The sequence below is a fragment of the Pseudomonas sp. TH06 genome (genome assembly GCF_016651305.1).
Lineage (GTDB): Bacteria > Pseudomonadota > Gammaproteobacteria > Pseudomonadales > Pseudomonadaceae > Aquipseudomonas.
The window spans coordinates 3590392-3608206 of the sequence record NZ_JAEKEC010000001.1; the positions used below are offsets into that span (position 1 = coordinate 3590392).

General features: G+C 59.5%; 13 protein-coding genes. 8 read left to right on the top strand and 5 right to left on the bottom strand.

Features of this window, described 5'->3' with window-relative positions:
- Positions 1 to 155: 155 nt before the first annotated feature.
- Positions 156 to 2897: an aconitate hydratase AcnA gene (acnA, locus tag JFT86_RS16210; RefSeq protein WP_201237443.1), complete on the bottom strand. Its 2742-nt coding sequence runs from the start codon at positions 2895 to 2897 to the stop codon at positions 156 to 158.
- Between the two features lie 222 nt (positions 2898 to 3119).
- Here acnA and rlmM point away from each other — a divergent pair, with 222 nt between their 5' ends.
- The gene (gene rlmM, locus JFT86_RS16215) at positions 3120 to 4193 is read left to right on the top strand and encodes a 23S rRNA (cytidine(2498)-2'-O)-methyltransferase RlmM (protein ID WP_201237444.1); all 1074 of its coding nucleotides are present in this window, start codon (positions 3120 to 3122) and stop codon (positions 4191 to 4193) included.
- A 193-nt stretch (positions 4194 to 4386) separates the two neighbouring features.
- Complete coding sequence (gene tusA, locus JFT86_RS16220) at positions 4387 to 4638, top strand: sulfurtransferase TusA (RefSeq protein WP_201237445.1); 252 nt, start codon at positions 4387 to 4389, stop codon at positions 4636 to 4638.
- A 136-nt stretch (positions 4639 to 4774) separates the two neighbouring features.
- Here tusA and JFT86_RS16225 read toward each other — a convergent pair whose 3' ends face one another.
- Positions 4775 to 6184, bottom strand: a complete 1410-nt coding sequence (locus JFT86_RS16225) for an MATE family efflux transporter (RefSeq protein ID WP_201237446.1) — start codon at positions 6182 to 6184, stop codon at positions 4775 to 4777.
- Between the two features lie 344 nt (positions 6185 to 6528).
- On the opposite strand from JFT86_RS16225, the gene pdxB reads away from it, so the two are divergent.
- Positions 6529 to 7671: a 4-phosphoerythronate dehydrogenase PdxB gene (gene pdxB, locus JFT86_RS16230; protein WP_201237447.1), complete on the top strand. Its 1143-nt coding sequence runs from the start codon at positions 6529 to 6531 to the stop codon at positions 7669 to 7671.
- Positions 7672 to 7853: 182 nt separating this feature from the next.
- Here pdxB and JFT86_RS16235 read toward each other — a convergent pair whose 3' ends face one another.
- Complete coding sequence (locus JFT86_RS16235; RefSeq protein WP_201237448.1) at positions 7854 to 8033, bottom strand: PA1571 family protein; 180 nt, start codon at positions 8031 to 8033, stop codon at positions 7854 to 7856.
- A gap of 255 nt (positions 8034 to 8288) precedes the next feature.
- Between JFT86_RS16235 and JFT86_RS16240 the strand changes: the two genes are divergently transcribed.
- Positions 8289 to 10067 (top strand): ABC transporter transmembrane domain-containing protein, encoded by a 1779-nt coding sequence (locus JFT86_RS16240; protein ID WP_201237449.1) that lies wholly within the window; start codon positions 8289 to 8291, stop codon positions 10065 to 10067.
- Positions 10068 to 10193: 126 nt separating this feature from the next.
- Here the strand turns inward: JFT86_RS16240 and JFT86_RS16245 are convergent, their stop codons facing one another.
- Positions 10194 to 12122 (bottom strand): transglycosylase SLT domain-containing protein, encoded by a 1929-nt coding sequence (locus JFT86_RS16245; protein WP_201237450.1) that lies wholly within the window; start codon positions 12120 to 12122, stop codon positions 10194 to 10196.
- 214 nt (positions 12123 to 12336) lie between these two features.
- On the opposite strand from JFT86_RS16245, the gene JFT86_RS16250 reads away from it, so the two are divergent.
- Positions 12337 to 14259: an ATP-binding cassette domain-containing protein gene (locus JFT86_RS16250; protein WP_201237451.1), complete on the top strand. Its 1923-nt coding sequence runs from the start codon at positions 12337 to 12339 to the stop codon at positions 14257 to 14259.
- A gap of 174 nt (positions 14260 to 14433) precedes the next feature.
- Here the strand turns inward: JFT86_RS16250 and JFT86_RS16255 are convergent, their stop codons facing one another.
- Positions 14434 to 14871 carry a universal stress protein gene (locus JFT86_RS16255; RefSeq protein ID WP_007910454.1) on the bottom strand — a complete coding sequence of 146 codons (438 nt, stop codon included), beginning with the start codon at positions 14869 to 14871 and terminating at the stop codon, positions 14434 to 14436.
- Between the two features lie 103 nt (positions 14872 to 14974).
- Here JFT86_RS16255 and JFT86_RS16260 point away from each other — a divergent pair, with 103 nt between their 5' ends.
- The 3 genes from JFT86_RS16260 (at position 14975) to JFT86_RS16270 (ending at position 17770) form a co-directional block, all read left to right on the top strand.
- Entirely contained in the window at positions 14975 to 15412 is a 438-nt protein-coding gene (locus tag JFT86_RS16260; RefSeq protein ID WP_201237452.1) for a hypothetical protein, read from the top strand.
- 344 nt (positions 15413 to 15756) lie between these two features.
- Entirely contained in the window at positions 15757 to 17085 is a 1329-nt protein-coding gene (locus JFT86_RS16265) for a potassium transporter TrkG (RefSeq protein WP_201238612.1), read from the top strand.
- Complete coding sequence (locus JFT86_RS16270) at positions 17075 to 17770, top strand: TrkA family potassium uptake protein (protein WP_201233198.1); 696 nt, start codon at positions 17075 to 17077, stop codon at positions 17768 to 17770. Before JFT86_RS16265 ends, JFT86_RS16270 begins: the two co-directional genes overlap by 11 nt.
- Positions 17771 to 17815: the final 45 nt, after the last annotated feature.

Here is a 17815-nt window from a genome sequence, read left to right on the forward strand (position 1 = left end):
CGGGTTTTTTTTCGTCCCCGGAAAACCACGGAAGAACTTGTGGCGAGGGGATTTATCCCCGTTGGCCTGCGCAGCAGGCCCGTTCTTTGAGGGAAAAACAGGGTCGCTGCGCAGCCCATCGGGGATAAATCCCCTTACCACAGGGGATCCAGGCGTTATGAGGCGATCAGCTGCCGCAACACATAATGCAGAATCCCGCCTGACTTGAAGTATTCCACTTCATTGAGGGTGTCGATGCGGCATAGCACTTCGATTTTCTCCTGACGCCCGTCCTCACGGGTGATCACCAGGGGCAGGTTCATCCGCGGCGTCAGTTCGACACCAGTCAGACCCTGAATCTCGAAGGTTTCCTTTCCGGTCAGGTTCAGGCTCTTACGGTTCTGATCGAGCTTGAACTGCAGCGGCAACACGCCCATGCCCACCAGATTGGAACGGTGAATGCGCTCGAAGCTCTCGGCGATCACCGCTTTGACGCCCAGCAGGTTGGTGCCTTTGGCCGCCCAGTCACGACTGGAGCCGGTGCCATATTCCTGCCCGGCAATCACCACCAGCGGTGTGCCCGAGGCCTGATAACGCATGGCCGCGTCGTAGATCGGCAGTTTCTCGCCGCTCGGAATGTAGATCGTGTTGCCACCTTCTTCACCGCCGAGCATTTCGTTACGGATACGAATGTTGGCGAAGGTGCCGCGCATCATCACTTCATGGTTGCCACGACGCGAGCCGTAGGAGTTGAAGTCGCGCGGCTCCACGCCTTTGTCGCGCAGGTAACGTCCGGCCGGGCTGTCGGCCTTGATATTGCCGGCAGGGGAGATGTGGTCGGTGGTCACCGAGTCGCCGAGCAGGGCCAGCACACGTGCACCCTTCACGTCCTTGATCTCTGGCAGCGGGCCGCCGATGTCATCGAAGAATGGCGGATGCTGGATGTACGTCGAATCGTCCTGCCACACGTACGTCGCTGCTTGCGGCACTTCAATGGCCTGCCACTGTTCATCACCGGCAAACACTTCGGCGTATTCCTTGTGGAACATCGCCGTGCTGACCTGATTCACCGCCTCGGCGATTTCCTGGCTGCTTGGCCAGATGTCGCGCAGGTACACCGGGTTGCCCTGTTGATCGTTACCCAGCGGTTCGCTGCTGATATCGGTACGAACAGTCCCGGCCAGCGCATAAGCCACCACCAGTGGTGGCGAGGCCAGCCAGTTGGTTTTCACCAGTGGATGCACCCGACCTTCGAAGTTACGGTTGCCGGACAGCACCGAGGCGACGGCGAGGTCGGCTTTCTGGATGGCCTTTTCAATGGGCTCCGGCAATGGCCCGGAGTTGCCGATACACGTCGTGCAGCCATAACCGACCAACGAAAACCCGAGCTGGTCGAGGTATTGCGTCAGCCCGGCCGCCTTGTAGTAATCGGTGACCACTTTTGAGCCCGGCGCCAGTGAACTCTTCACCCACGGTTTGCGCGTCAGGCCTTTCTCCACGGCTTTTTTCGCCAGGAGGCCGGCAGCCATCATCACGCTCGGGTTGGACGTGTTGGTGCAAGAGGTGATCGCGGCGATGACCACTGCGCCGTTTTTCAGGCGATAGGTATGGCCCTCGTATTCGTAATCGGTCTCGCCGATCAGATCGGCATTGCCCACCGCCACGCCGCCGCCTCCTTCACTTTCAAGGCGACCTTCTTCTTTGCTGGTGGGTTTGAATTGCAAATCGAGGAAGTCGCTGAAGGCTTGCGCAACATTGGGCAGTGAGACCCGATCCTGCGGGCGTTTCGGCCCGGCCAGGCTGGCCTCGACGCTGCCCATGTCCAGCGCCAGGCTGTCGCTGAACACCGGTTCCTGACCCGGCAGACGCCACAGTCCCTGTGCTTTGGTATAGGCCTCGACCAGTTTCACCACTTGCGCCGGCCGCCCGGACAGGCGCAGGTAGTCCAGCGTTACCTCATCGACCGGAAAGAAGCCGCACGTCGCGCCGTATTCCGGGGCCATGTTGGCGATGGTTGCACGGTCAGCCAGCGGCAGTTCGGCGAGGCCGTCGCCATAGAACTCGACGAATTTACCGACCACGCCTTTTTTACGCAGCATCTGCGTGACGGTCAGCACCAGGTCGGTGGCGGTGATGCCTTCCTTGAGCTTGCCGGTGAGTTTGAAGCCAATCACTTCCGGAATCAGCATTGACACCGGCTGGCCGAGCATCGCCGCTTCCGCTTCGATGCCGCCGACACCCCAACCGAGTACGCCGAGACCGTTGATCATGGTTGTGTGCGAGTCGGTGCCGACCAGCGTGTCGGGGAAGGCGTAGGTACGGCCGTCTTCATCCTTGGTCCAGACTGTGCGGCCGAGGTATTCGAGATTGACCTGGTGGCAGATCCCGGTGCCCGGCGGCACCACGCTGAAGTTGTCGAAAGCACTTTGGCCCCAGCGCAGAAAGGCGTAACGCTCGCCGTTACGCTGCATTTCGATGTCGACGTTCTGTTCGAAGGCGCTGGCGGTGGCGAATTTGTCGACCATCACCGAGTGGTCGATCACCAGATCGACAGGCGACAACGGATTGATTCGCTGTGGATCGCCGCCGGCCTTGGCCATGGCGGCGCGCATGGCGGCGAGGTCGACCACGGCCGGTACGCCGGTAAAGTCCTGCATCAGCACGCGGGCAGGGCGATATTGAATCTCGCGGTCGGAGCGGCGCTCCTTGAGCCACGCGGCGATGGCCCTGAGGTCGGCGCCGGTGACGGTTTTTTCATCTTCCCAGCGCAGCAGGTTTTCCAGCAGCACTTTCAGCGACATCGGCAGCTTGTCGATATTGCCAAGGCTCTTGGCGGCATCGGGCAGGCTGAAATAATGGTAGGTCTTGTCGTCGATTTGTAGTGTTTTAAGGGTTTTCAGACTATCGAGGGACGGCATTACGATCACTCCTTTGAATCCGCACGGCTACGGATTGAGGGGACGAATAGAGCTTTAAACCTAGCCCTGTTTTAGGTAGCTGGCTAATAACTGGACTCTATGGGCAAGTCCAAGGTTCCGACATCGGCTATCATGCGCCGGTTTTCGTGACAGGCATTGCTGCAACGCAACGCCTGAGCATCGCGCAGTGGCCGAATGATCGCCCGCTGCCCAGGAGTAAGAATGAACACCCTATTCATGCATTGCCGGCCGGGCTTCGAAGGCGAAGTCTGTTCGGAGATTTCCGACCTCGCCGCGCAACTCAACGTGGCCGGTTACGCCAAGGCCAAAGCCGCCACGGCGTACGCCGAGTTTGTCTGCACCGAAGAAGACGGCGCCGAGCGCCTGATGCGCGGTCAGCGTTTTGCCGAACTGATCTTCCCGCGCCAATGGGCGCGTGGGGTCTTTATCGATCTGCCGGAAAACGACCGCATCAGCGTGATTCTCGCGCACATGGCCGACTTCCCGGTGTGTGGCAGCCTGTGGCTGGAAGTCGTCGACACCAACGACGGCAAGGAATTGTCGAACTTCTGCAAGAAATTCGAAGGCCCGCTGCGCAAGGCCCTGACCGCTGCCGGCAAACTGGTGGAAGACGCCGACAAGCCGCGTCTACTGTTGACCTTCAAAAGTGGCCGTGAAGTGTTTCTCGGCATGGCCGACGCCGGTAACTCGGCGATGTGGCCGATGGGCATTCCGCGCCTGAAGTTTCCGCGTGAAGCGCCGAGCCGTTCGACGCTGAAGCTGGAAGAAGCCTGGCATCACTTTATCCCGCGTGATCAGTGGGAAGATCGCCTGCACAGCGACATGACCGGGGTTGACCTCGGTGCAGCACCCGGCGGCTGGACCTGGCAACTGGTCAATCGCGGCATGCTGGTGACCGCCATCGACAACGGCCCGATGGCTGAAAGCCTGATGGACACCGGGCTGGTACAGCACTTGATGGCTGACGGTTTTACCTTCAAGCCCAAGCAACCGGTGGACTGGATGGTCTGCGACATCGTCGAGAAACCGGCGCGCAACGCCGCGATGCTCGAAGAGTGGATCGGCGAGGGGCATTGCCGCGAGGCGGTGGTCAACCTGAAACTGCCAATGAAGCAGCGTTATGCCGAGGTAAAGCGCTTGCTCGAACGCATCGCCGATGGTTTCAAGGCACGCGGGATCAAGGTCGATATCGGCTGCAAACAGCTGTATCACGACCGCGAGGAAGTGACCTGCCACCTGCGCCGGCACGACACCAAGAAAGCCAAATCCCGCTGAAACACCGCAAACCTTGTGGGAGCGAGCCTTGTGGTGAGGGGATTTATCCCCGATGGGATGCAGCGCATCCCCGGTTTTTTGGGGCCGCTACGCGACCCATCGGGGCGGTGCGACGTTTCGCTAAATCCCCTCGCCACAGATGACCGAACACCCGGCAATGCGCGACAATGCCGGCCAGTTTCAGGAGTGAATCATGAGTGAAATGATTGATACGCCGGTCGACGGCACCCTCGACGCCACCGGTCTCAATTGCCCTGAGCCGGTGATGATGTTGCACCAGCACATCCGTGACCTGGTGCCCGGCGGCCTGCTCAAGGTGATCGCCACCGATCCCTCGACCCGTCGCGACATTCCCAAGTTCTGCGTGTTTCTCGACCATGAACTGGTCGGCCAACACGAAGAGGCGGGGACTTATCTGTACTGGATTCGCAAGAAAAGCGCCTGAGTCCAAGGCAGACACAAAAACAAATGTGGGAGCGAGCCTGCTCGCGAATACGGTACATCAGTCACTGATAATGGCGACTGACACACCGCATTCGCAAGCAGGCTCGCTCCCACTTTTTTCGTCCCGCGCGGAGGTTTTAGCCCATCGAGCGACTGATCCGAATACGCTTGCGTGCACTGCGCGTCAGGCGGATCGACAGCATCAGCGCCGCGCAGCTCAAGCCGACGATCAATCCCTGCCACAAACCGCTCGGGCCGCGTGGCTCGCCGAGCCAGTCGGTCAGACCGAGGGCATAGCCCACCGGCAAGCCAATGCCCCAATAGGCGAACAGGGTCAGGATCATCGTCACGCGGGTGTCCTGATAACCACGCAGGGCGCCAGCCGCGGTGACCTGAATCGCGTCGGAAAACTGGAACAGCGCCGAATACACAATCAGCATCGCCGCGATGTGAATGACCGTCGGATCAGCGGTGTAGATGGCCGCAATCGGCTCACGCAGCAGCAACATCATGCTCGCCGACAGGCACGCGTAAGCCAGTGCGGTGCCCATGCCGACACCGGCAGCAAACCGCGCTTCACGCGGCTCTTCACGGCCCAGCGCCTGACCGACGCGCACGGTCACGGCCATCCCCAACGAATACGGAATCATGAACACCAGCGAGCTGACGTTCAGCGCAATCTGGTGCCCGGCCACTACGGTGGCGCCGAGGCTGCCGATCAACAGCGCGATCACCGCAAAAATGCTCGATTCGGCAAACACCGCGATGCCAATTGGCAGACCGATGGCCAGCAGACGCTTGATCACCGCCCATTGCGGCCAGTCGAAACGGCTGAACAGTTCGCTCGAACGGTAGGCTGGAGCCCAGCGCTCATAGCCCGCCAGACCCAGCGCCATCACCCACATCACGATGGCCGTGGCCCAACCGCAACCCACGCCGCCCATGGCCGGCACGCCGAAGTGGCCATAAATGAAGATGTAGTTCAGCGGAATATTCAGCGCCAGACCGCACAGGCCCAACACCATCGCCGGGCGAGTACGGCCAATGCCGTCACTGGTGCAGCGCAGCACGTGATAGAACGCCACCGCCGGCAGGCCGCTGGCGATACCGTGCAGATATTGCATGCACGGGCCGATCAACTCGGGATCGACCTTCATCAGGTGCAGCACCGGCTCGGCGGCAACCAGCATCGCCGTCGCGATCAGTCCGACCACCAGCGCCAGCCACAATGCCTGACGGACGATCGGACCTATTTCGCTGTGGGTGCCAGCACCAAAGCGCTGGGCGACTTTCGGCGTGGTGGCCAGCAGGGTGCCGGTCATCAGCAGAAACACCGGCACCCAGATCGAGTTGCCCAGGGCCACGGCCGCCAGATCGTTTGGCCCGACGCGCCCGGCCATCACCGCATCGACGAAGCCCATCGCCGTGGTCGCCAGTTGCGCGATGATGATCGGCACGGCCAGGGCGAGCAGGTTCTTGAACTCCAGACGAATCCGCGCGGGACGGGTCAGGGAGATGGCGACAGGTTGGTCAGTTACAGAATTCACAGGCAAAGCGTCCACGAAGGTTGATGCGCAGGGCGCCGCATTCTACGCCGCTGACGCCTTGGTCAGGAAAAATCCTCTGTTACGGATTTGTAAATCACCTTCGCCTGCAACGCGATTGCCCTATGGCGAGGAGCTTGCTCCCGCTGGGGCGCGTAGCGGCCCCCAAACTGAACGACACAGTGAATCAGATAAGTCTCGGTGACGGACTTTGCGACGGCTTCGCAGCCGAGCGGGAGCAAGCTCCCTCGCCACAGGAGACGTGTTGTTCTTGCGTGTGCAATCAAAGCTTGCTGGCTCATCAACCGATCTGCACCTAAACTGCCGATCCGCCAAAGGAGCCCGCCATGCTGATTGTTGCCGACGAAAATATCCCGCTGCTTGATGCCTTCTTTGCCGGTTTCGGCGAGATCCGCCGGGTCCCGGGCCGTTCCATAGACCGTGCAACGGTGGAACAGGCCGACGTCTTGCTGGTGCGTTCGGTGACCAACGTCAATCGCGCGTTGCTCGAAGGCAGCAAGGTTCGCTTTGTCGGCACCTGCACCATTGGTACTGATCATCTGGATCTTGAGTATTTCGCCGAGGCCGGCATTACCTGGTCGAGCGCGCCCGGCTGCAATGCCCGCGGCGTGGTCGATTACGTGCTGGGTAGCCTGATGACGCTCGCCGAAATCGAAGGTGTCGATCTGACTCAACGGACCTACGGTATCGTCGGCGCCGGTGAGGTGGGTGGGCGACTGATCAACGTCCTGAAGGGATTGGGCTGGAACGTGAAGGTTTGCGATCCACCGCGCCAGGCCGCCGAGGGGGGCGATTACGTCAGCCTGGAGCAGATCATTGAGCAGTGCGACGTGATCAGTCTGCACACCCCGCTGACTCGCAGCGGCGCAGGCGCGACCTGGCATCTGTTCGACCAGCAGCGTTTGCAACAACTCAAACCCGGAGCGTGGCTGATCAACGCGGCGCGTGGCCCCGTTGTTGATAATGCCGCGCTGCGCAAAGTGCTGCTGGCGCGCGAAGACCTGCAAGCGGTGCTGGATGTCTGGGAAGCCGAGCCGGAAGTCGATGTGGCGCTGGCCGAACTGTGCGTACTGGCCACGCCACACATTGCCGGTTACAGCCTCGACGGTAAACAGCGCGGAACAGCGCAGATTTATCAGGCGTATTGCGAATTCATCGGCCAGCCCGCGAGCATTCAGCTCAGTGAGCTATTACCAGCACCGTGGCTGTCGGAAGTTACCTTGCATGCCGACAGCGATCCGGCCTGGGCGCTGGCGATGTTGTGCCGTGGCGTGTACGACCCGCGCCGGGATGACGCGGATTTCCGCCGCAGCCTTGTAGGCAATTTCGGCGAGCAGCGGGCGGCGTTCGATGTGTTGCGCAAGCAGTATCCGGTGCGGCGCGAGATCGAAGGGCTGAAAGTGCGGATTGAAGGTGATTCGCCGGCCTTGGCGAAGATAGTCGCTGCGCTGGGAGCGGTTGCTGTTTAAAAACCGGGGTGGCTTCATCGCTGGCAAGCCAGCTCCCACAGGTTTCGCGGAGCACTCTGATTTTGAGTACGACGAAAATCTTGTGGGAGCTGGCTTGCCAGCGATCGTTTCATTACAAGGCTCAACTGTTCAGACAGAAAAAACCCGGCCAAAGGGGCCGGGTCAGGAAGACGGTGGCTATATCACTTTTGTTTGGCAGGCTTGACCAATCGCTTGTCCAGTTCGCGGCACGCATCCTGGATCATGTCTTCAGTGATCGGTACTTCACGCCCATCCTTATCGATAATCGAGCAACCCAGAGTCTGGCCGGGCTTGGTGCGGATCACTTCAATTTTGTCATCGCTGCTGTGTTGCAAGGACATGGCCTGTCTCCTCATCAGGTTGTGTACTCAGAATAAAACCGCCACGTGACCAGGCTGTGACAACTCCTTTCGGTCCGTCATGAGCGGCCATTCCAGTCCAACAGAAATGACCGTTCGTCTCAACTGCGACGTTAGACCAATAGCAACTATGGCCTAGTCTTTGGGGGCATATTTAACCTGACTCATTGTGATTTACAGAGTTCCACCCCAAAGAAGGTTTACGCTAGCCCTTTCATCAACATGGATGCGACCTGAATGACCCCGAAGCTTTCTTCAAGGCACCGTCGCGCACTGCGTCTGACCAGTCGGTTTCTGGCTCCTTACCGCTGGCAAGTCATCGGTGCGCTGCTGGCGTTGATCGTCACCGCCGCCGTCACCTTGTCGATGGGGCAGGGGATCAAGTTGCTGGTCGATCGGGGCTTCATGACCCAGTCGCCGCACCAGCTCAACCAGAGCATTGGTATCTTCATGTTGATGGTGCTGGGGTTGGCTGTCGGCACGTTTGCGCGGTTTTACTGGGTGTCCTGGATCGGCGAGCGCGTCGTCGCCGATATTCGGCGCGAAGTATTCAACCATCTGGTTTATCTGCACCCCGGCTTTTACGAGAACAATCGCAGTTCGGAGATTCAGTCGCGGCTGACCGCTGACACGACGCTATTGCAGTCGGTGATCGGTTCGTCGTTGTCGATGTTCCTGCGCAACTTGTTGATGGTCATCGGCGGCGTCGTACTGCTGTTTGTGACCAACGCAAAACTCACCAGCATTGTGGTGATTGCCTTGCCGTTCGTGGTTGCGCCGATCCTGATTTTCGGTCGGCGTGTCCGCAATCTATCGCGGTTGAGCCAGGACCGGGTTGCCGACATCGGCAGCTACGTTTCCGAAACCCTCGGCCAGATCAAAACCGTGCAGGCTTACAACCATCAGGTCCAGGATGAGCAGCGCTTCTCGGCGACTGTCGAAGAGGCGTTCGACACGGCGCGTAAACGCATTTTCCAGCGCTCGTGGATGATCACCCTGGTGATCGTGCTGGTGCTGGGCGCCGTGGCGGTGATGTTGTGGGTCGGCGGCATGGACGTGATCGCCGGGCGAATCACCGGTGGCGAACTGGCCGCGTTTGTTTTTTACAGCCTGATCGTGGGCAGTGCGATCGGCACCTTGAGCGAAGTGATTGGCGAACTGCAGCGCGCGGCAGGTGCCGCCGAGCGCATCGCTGAATTGCTCGGTTCCCAAAACATCATTCAGCCGCCAACCACCGGGCTGGTGACCTTGCCGGCGCGGGTGCGAGGCGAGTTGCAATTGCAGGACGTGCGTTTTTCCTACCCTTCGCGCCCTGAAAGCTACGCCGTCAACGGCTTGAATCTGACCATTCGCGCGGGAGAGACGCTGGCGCTGGTGGGGCCGTCCGGCGCCGGCAAGTCGACGGTGTATGACTTGCTGTTGCGTTTTTATGACCCGCTGGAAGGACGGATCCTCATTGATGGCGTGCCGCTGACCAGTCTCGACCCGCTGGATCTGCGTCGCCACTTCGCCTTGGTGTCACAGTCGCCGGCGCTGTTTTTCGGAAGCGTTGAAGAGAACATTCGTTACGGCAATCCGGGGGCGACGCTGGAGCAAGTCAAGGAAGCGGCGAGAATTGCCCATGCCCACGACTTCATCGAGACAATGCCCAACGGTTACCAGACCCATCTCGGCGATGGTGGTCTCGGCCTTTCGGGTGGGCAGCGCCAACGCTTGGCGATCGCCCGTGCGTTGCTGGTCGACGCGCCGATCCTGCTGCTGGACGAAGCCACCAGCGCCCTCGATGCGCAAAGCGAACACCTGATACAGGAAGCGCTGCCCAACCTGATGCAGAACCGCACCACGCTGGTGATCGCGCATCGACTGGCAACCGTGAAAAACGCTGACCGGATTGCGGTGATGGATCAAGGCAAACTTGTGGCCATTGGCACCCATCAGGAACTCATCGTCAGCAATCCGCTGTATGCGCGTCTGGCGTCATTGCAGTTCAACGATGGTCACGCGGTAGCCGTGTAGGAGCTGCCGAAGGCTGCGATCTTTTGATTTTTGCCCGTAAAAAAATGCCCGCATCCATGGATGCGGGCATTTTTTATTGTACGAAGGTCAAGGTCAAAAGATCGCAGCCTGCGGTAGCTCCTACAGTTATTGATCGTCGAAGTAGCGCTCGTGCCAATCCACCAGCGGCTGTGGTGAGTTGAGCTTCTGGCCGTAGATCACCGAATAAGACAACACGTTCTGCACGTACTGACGGGTTTCGTCGAACGGAATGCTTTCCACCCATACATCGAAACTCAGGTGATCGGCGCCGCGCAGCCATTGGCGTACGCGACCGGGGCCGGCGTTGTAGGCGGCGGAGGCGAGGACGCGGTTGCCGTTGAACTGGCTGTGGACCTGACTCAGATAGGCGGCGCCGAGCTGGATGTTCTTGTCTGGATCGAGCACTTGCTGCGGTGAAGCCAGCGGGATGCTGAACTTGCGCGCGGTTTCCTTGGCGGTGCCGGGCATCAGTTGCATCAGGCCACTGGCGCCGACGCCGGAGCGAGCATCGTCCATAAACGCACTTTCCTGACGGGTGATCGCGAACACCCAGCTCGAATGCAGGCCCCGCACCTTGGCTTCACGCACGAGGGTTTCGCGGTGGGCCATCGGGAAACGGATGTCCAGATCGTCCCAGTATTGCGCCTGACTGATTGTGCGGATTGCCGGGAAGTACCATTTCAGGTCGTAGGCGAGTTTGGCCTGGGCGACCATTTCGTCGCGGTTGAAGTGGCGGCTGACGTGATACCACTCGCGGCGACCGTCGACGATCTGCCCGCGGGCATGGAACTCCAGAGCGCGGCGTACACCTGGCGTGTTGCGCACTTTGTTGATGGTCGCCTGGCTGAGTACCAGCGGTTTGTTGACCAGCGAGTACGGCGACTGCGAACGGTCGGCAGCAAGGAAACCGTAGAAATCACGTTCGCGGGCGAGGCTTTTGTACAACGTCTGCGCTTCCGGGTTCTGTGGTTGCGCCAGTTCCAGGCTGCGGGCCTGCCAGTAGCGCCAGCGATTGGTGGTCGCCAGATCCTGCGGCAGACGGCGAGTCAGTTGATAAGCATCGTCCCACCGGGCCAGGCGCAGCAGCAGGCGCAGGCGCCATTCGGAAACGGTGTTGTCACGCAGTTCCGGGTCGTACTTGGTCATCACGTCCAGCGCGCGGCTGTCGAAACGACGGGCCAGGGTCAGACCGATTTCCCGGGCGATGGCGACTTTTTCATCGCGGGAGAAATGCATGCTGCTGGCGTAACCGTCGAGCAGGGCCATGGCCTTGTCCGGATCCTGACGGGCCAAACGGCGCAAGCCGAGGCTGACCACATCGGACATCGGCTCATCAGCCGGCGTGAAGCGCGAGGGCTGATTGAGCAACTCGGGTTTCTGCGCCACATCGACCAGCAAGCGACCGCGCGGGGCGAGAGTGGTCAGGCCGTTGGTCAGGCTGTTGGCGAGTGGGTAATTGCGCGCCTGAGCGGCGAGTTTGGTGCGCTCCCAGCGTTTCTGTTCGGTCAGTTGGCCGTCGGCGGCCCAGATACCAAACAGCGCGTCGCACGCCGCCGGTTGCGATTTGCCGGTCAGCCACAGTTTGTCGGCATTGGCATAGCCCTCGGCCTTGTGACCGCTGCTGATCTGGTACTGCGCATTGAGGCAGTCGAGTTCAGTGAAGTTGAGTTTCGGGTCGTAATATTTGACGAAGGTCGCCCAGTCACCGCGGTCAGCGAGCCAGCGCAACCAGCGCAACTTCATCCAGTTGGCCTGGGGCAGGTCGCCGTGTTCGGCGAGGAATTTCTCGATTTCGGCGTTGCTCGCGCTTTTCAGGCGCGCGGTCAGCTCGTCGTAGGCCAGATACGGTTCCAGCGGATAGTCGGCCAAGGCCTGGCTGTAGCGGAAATACGGGCCGGTATCGCCCTTGGCGAGGGCGCGCTTGGCTTCATCGTAATACTGGCGTTGGGTTGACAGGTCCACCGCCTGGGCGGATTGAACGGCAGCGGCGGTAAGTAGCAAACAGGACAAAACACTGAGAAGGCGACTGCGCATGAGACATCCGGGCAGAGAAATCATGACAAGTGCCGACCTCGGTCAGCACTGAATTGTCTGTAGCTTAGCCTTTTGCCAGCAAGCGGCGAAAGCTTTGCGGACCTCGCAGCACAAGTTCGCAACAAATGTTGTGCAGAGTGCTTCGACAGACAAATTGCCGGCCTGCTGAAGCCCTAAGTCAGGTAGAATGCGCGCCCGGTTTTTGGAGAAGCTCATGACCCTGCTCAAATTCAGCGATGTGTCCCTTGCATTCGGCGCGATGCCGTTGTTGGACAAGGTGTCCTGGCAGATCGCCCGTGGTGAGCGGGTGTGCATCATCGGCCGCAACGGCACAGGCAAGTCCAGCATGATGAAGCTGGTCAAGGGCGACCAGAAGCCCGATGACGGCTCCGTGTGGCGTGCCCCCGGTCTGAAAATCGGCGAATTGCCGCAAGAATTGCCAGTGGCCGACGATCGGACTGTGTTCGACGTGGTTGCCGAAGGCCTCGATGGCGTGGGCGCGTTGCTCGCCGAGTACCATCACCTTGCGCAGAACTGCGTCACTGAAGAAGACCTGAACAAGCTGATGCACGTTCAGCAGGACCTCGAAGCCCGTGATGGCTGGCGCTTGCAGACCCTGGTCGACAGCACCCTGAGCCGCCTGCAACTGCCGGCCGACAAGACCCTCGCCCAGTTGTCCGGCGGCTGGCGTCGTCGCGTGCTGCTGGCGCAGGCGCTGGTGTCCGAGCCGGATCTGTTGCTGCTCGACGAACCGACCAACCACCTGGATATCGGTGCGATTGCCTGGCTCGAAGAAGCGCTGAAAGATTTCCAGGGCGCTGTGCTGTTCATCACGCACGACCGTTCCTTCCTGCAAAACCTCGCCACGCGCATCCTCGAACTGGATCGCGGCGGCCTGATCGACTGGAACGGCGACTACGCCAGTTTCCTCGTGCACAAAGAAGCCGCGCTGGCCGCTGAAGAGACCGCCAACGCGCTGTTCGACAAGAAACTGGCCCAGGAAGAGGTCTGGATCCGCCAGGGCATCAAGGCGCGTCGCACCCGTAACGAAGGCCGTGTCCGCGCCCTGAAAGCCTTGCGTGTTGAGCGCAGCGAACGTCGCGAGCGTACCGGCAAGGCGAATATTCAGTTGGACACTGCCGACAAGTCCGGCAAGCAGGTGATGGTGCTCGAGAATGTGAGCTTTGCTCACCCGGGTGGTCCGTTCCTGATCAAGGATTTCTCGATGGTGCTGACGCGCGGCGACCGTATCGGTCTGCTCGGCGCCAACGGTACCGGCAAGACCACCCTGCTGAAGCTGATGCTCAGTGGTCTGCAACCGACCAGTGGCAAAGTGGAAGAGGGCACGCGCATCGACGTGGCGTACTTCGACCAGTTGCGTCATCAGCTGGATCTGGAAAAAACCGTTATCGATAACGTTGCCGAAGGTCGCGACTTCATCGATATCGACGGTCAGAGCCGCCATGTGCTGAGCTACCTCGGCGACTTCCTGTTCAGCCCGCAGCGTGCCCGCACGCCGGTCAAGGCGTTGTCAGGTGGCGAGCGTGCGCGTCTGTTGCTGGCCAAGCTGTTCAGCAAGCCGGCCAACCTGCTGGTCCTCGACGAACCGACCAACGACCTCGACGTGGAAACCCTCGAACTGCTCGAAGAGGTGCTGCTGACCTTCAACGGCACTGTGCTGATGGTCAGCCACGACCGGGCATTCCTCGACAACGTCGTCACCAGTACGCTGGTCTTCGAAGGTGAAGGCAAGGTGCGTGAATACGTCGGCGGCTATCAGGACTGGATCCGTCAGGGCGGCTCGCCGCGCCTGTTGGGCGTGACCGAGAGCAAGTCGGGCAAGGCTGACTTGAATTCGGCGGTGGTCACTGCCGAGCCGGCTCCGGTGGCTGCGCCTGCCGCTGCCATCCCGGCTGCCAAGAAGAAGCTCAGCTACAAGCTGCAGCGCGAACTGGAAGCGTTGCCGGGCGACATCGATGCCAAGGAACAGCAGATCGCTGCCGTTGAGGCTGAAATGGCCGACGCGGGTTTCTATCAGCGTCCGCCGGCAGAAACGGCCAAGGTGATTGCTTCGCTGGAGCAGTTGCAGGCTGAGCTGGATGCACTGGTGGAGCGTTGGGCCGAGTTGGATGCCTGATTGCCCCTGATGTGAAAAAGCCCGGCGTTCAGTGATGAGCGCCGGGCTTTTCATATGTAAACGCAGTTCCCTTGTAGGAGTGAGCCTGCTCGCGATAGCGTCCAGATATTCGACACTTTCGTCGACTGTCATAACGCTATCGCGAGCAGGCTCACTCCTACAAGGGATGGTGTTTCAGCGTTTGACCAGGTGTACGGCGAGGACATCACAAGGCGCGCCGTGCAGCACGTCGTTGGCGGTTGAGCCAAGCAGCAATGCCAAACCGTGACGGCCATGACTGCCGACCACGATCAGATCGCACGCTTGTTCCTTGGCGAAATGATGGATTTCCTGGCGTGGCTGGCCATAGGTAAGGTGGCAGTTGGCGCCCTCAAGTTCGGAATATTTGAGTTTCAAACGTTCAAGACGCTCTTTGGCCTGATCGAACTGCTGCTGTTGCAGTTGTGACAGGTCCATTGGCACGTCGCCGCCGAACGCCATGGCCATCGGTTCGACAATGTGCACCAGCGACAGCTTGGCGCCGTTGCTCACCGACAGCTCTCGGGCGCGGTGGATCACTGGGTCGCACTCTTCGGTCAAGTCTACGGCGACCAGGATGTGGTGGTAGGGCATGAGGCGCTCCTCGTAAGGGTTCAATATTGTTAAGTATGGCTGGTTTCAAGCGCATTGGTTCCAAAGTGACGCAATGGGCTCATAAAGATTCGGGAGTACAGATATGACGGTCTGGATAGTGGTGTCAATCCTGCTGGTGGTATTGAGCCCGCTGGCGTGGTTGCGTCCATCGCGCGCGCAGAGCGGACGCATCGGTCTGCGCATGGAGGCGCGGCGCATGGGGCTGGCCATGCAACTGGCACCTCAGGAGTGGCCGCACTGGCTGTCGCAAGAGCCGCCAAACCCCTGCGCGCAGTACCATCGTCCGCGCCGTGGCAGTCAGCCGGCGTGCTGGACGTATTGGCAGAAATCGCCGGGCGTTTGGGTCAATCAATGGCAGGAAATCTGCGAGGATCAGGCGCTGCTTAATCATTTCGAAAAGTTGCCGGGTAACGTCTACAAGGTCGAGGCGGATAAACAGATGATTGCCTTGTATTGGGGCGAGAAAGGCGAAGCAACGGTTTTGCAGGATATCGACGCGACACTGAAAGCGCTGGCGTGACTTGCGCACGTTTTCGCACTGTAACGGTGCGAAACGTCCGGCATACGAGCAGTAAAAAAATGCCGGAGGCGCAGTCGCGACGTCTGCGGATGGTTGAATTTTCGTCGATCCTCGCAGCTCGACCCAATATGAGAAGGGCGAGGGTCTCAATTAGATATCGCAATTTTTTCGAGAATAGGACAGCTTTGCAAGACAGGAGCGTCGAAGGGTTGATGTGGTGAACGACGATATGCCTCATCGAACCGGTCACGGCAGCATTGATCATGGCCACCGTCAAGATTTGAAGCCCTCACGTTTTTCAGGTGCTTTAGATTCCCATGTCACTACATGAGATCTGCTACCAAATGAAATTGCTGCTTCATCCTGCCAGGGTTGTCTCCCTGGTTTTCCTGGCTGTGATACTGGTCGGTACCGCTATCTTGATGCTGCCGATGTCCCAGGCCGAGGGTATTTCCTCCTCTTGGGTAACGGCCTTTTTTACCGCCGTTTCGGCTGTCTGCGTTACTGGGTTGGTAGTGGTGGACACCGGTACTTACTGGTCGACCTTCGGCCAGTCAGTGATCCTGCTGCTGTTCCAGATCGGCGGCTTCGGCATTATGACGGTGGCGACCTTGCTCGGCTTGATGGTCAACCGAGGCTTGCGTCTGCGCACCAAAATGGTCGCACAATTGGAGTCACGCTCGTTGGGGTTGGGCGACATCGCCAGCGTTGCCAGGCTGGTCCTGGTGGTGACATTCGCCTTGGAACTCATCCTCACCCTGTGGCTCACCCTCAGGTTGCACCTGACTTATGATCTGCCATGGGCCAGTGCGGCGTGGAGCGGCCTGTTTCATGCGGTATCAGCATTCAATAATGCGGGTTTCTCCATTTATTCCGACAGCCTGACGCGTTACGCGTTCGATGCCGGGATCCTGTTGCCAATCATGGCTGCGATCATTATTGGCGGCATTGGCTTTCCCGTCTTGTATGACTTGCGCAGCAGATTCAGTGAACCTCGTCGCTGGTCGCTGCATACCAAGCTCACCTTGGTCGGAACGGCAGTCCTGCTTCTAGTCGGGTTTTTAACGCTGCTACTGTTTGAGTGGTTTAACCCGGCTACCCTTGGTCCGATGCCAGTGATCGATAAAGTTCTCTCGGCGGCATTTGCTTCCGTTTCTGCGCGTACAGCCGGATTCAACTCTATTGATATCGGCGCGTTAACTCATGAAAGCTGGGCAATTCACTATCTCCTGATGTTCATCGGGGGTGGCAGTGCGGGCACCGCAGGTGGTGTAAAAGTCGGCACTGTAGCCATTCTGGTTTTACTGGTGATCGCGGAAATTCGTGGACACAGCGACAGCGACGCATTTGGTCGTCGAATCGGTGCCCCGGCCCAGCGCCAAGTGATTACAGTGCTTGTGCTAGGCAGCGCCATGATCGTGCTGGCGACGCTATTTATCATGCGTGAAACAGACCTGCCCACAGATCAGGTCATATTCGAAGTCATCTCAGCGTTTGGCACGGTCGGCTTGTCCACTGGCATTACCGCTGATCTCCCCGCGTCAGCTCAACTCATGCTCACGCTACTGATGTATGTCGGGCGGGTCGGCACTATTACGCTCGCGGCGTCACTGGCTCTGGGCGAACGCCGGATGCCTTACCGCTACCCAGAGGAACATCCTATTGTTGGCTAAATTTCTTTTTACCGAGCAGTTCTCCTTTTCCAAGGGCGATAGCGTGGTAGTGATCGGCCTTGGTCGTTTCGGTGGCTCCGTGGCTCAATCGCTGATGCGGCTCGGTCACGATGTGATGGGCATCGACCAGGATGCCGCGCCAGTCCATGAGTGGGCCGATCTCTTGACTCATGCTGTCCAGGCGGACTCCACCAACCTGATGGTCTTGCGCCAATTGGGTGTAGCCGATTTTGCTCACGCCATTGTGGGGATAGGAACAGATCTGTCAGCTAGCTTGCTGACCATCATGACGCTGACGGAGTTGGGTATCGGGGATATCTGGGTCAAGGCCAGGACGACCGAGCATGGTCAGATAGCCCAGCGGATTGGCGCCCATCACGTTGTCTACCCTGAGAAGGATATGGGGGAACGTGTGGCTCACCTCATTACCGGGCGGATGATCGACTTCATCGAGTTCGATGACGGCTTTGCCATTGCCAAGATTCACGCGCCCCTGGCGAGCCAAAACAACACCTTGGCCGACAGTGATATCCGGGAAAGATTTGGTGTGACGATCGTAGGGTTGAAGCGCGCCAGTCTGGATTTCCAGCACGCCACCCCCAGCACTCTGATCTTGCCGGGCGATCTGCTAATCGTTTCCGGTCCGACCCATCTGATCCAGAAGTTTGCAGGTCATTCGACTTGAGCCGAAAGTAAAAAGCCCGACATGGTCATCGGGCGGGGTTGGCCA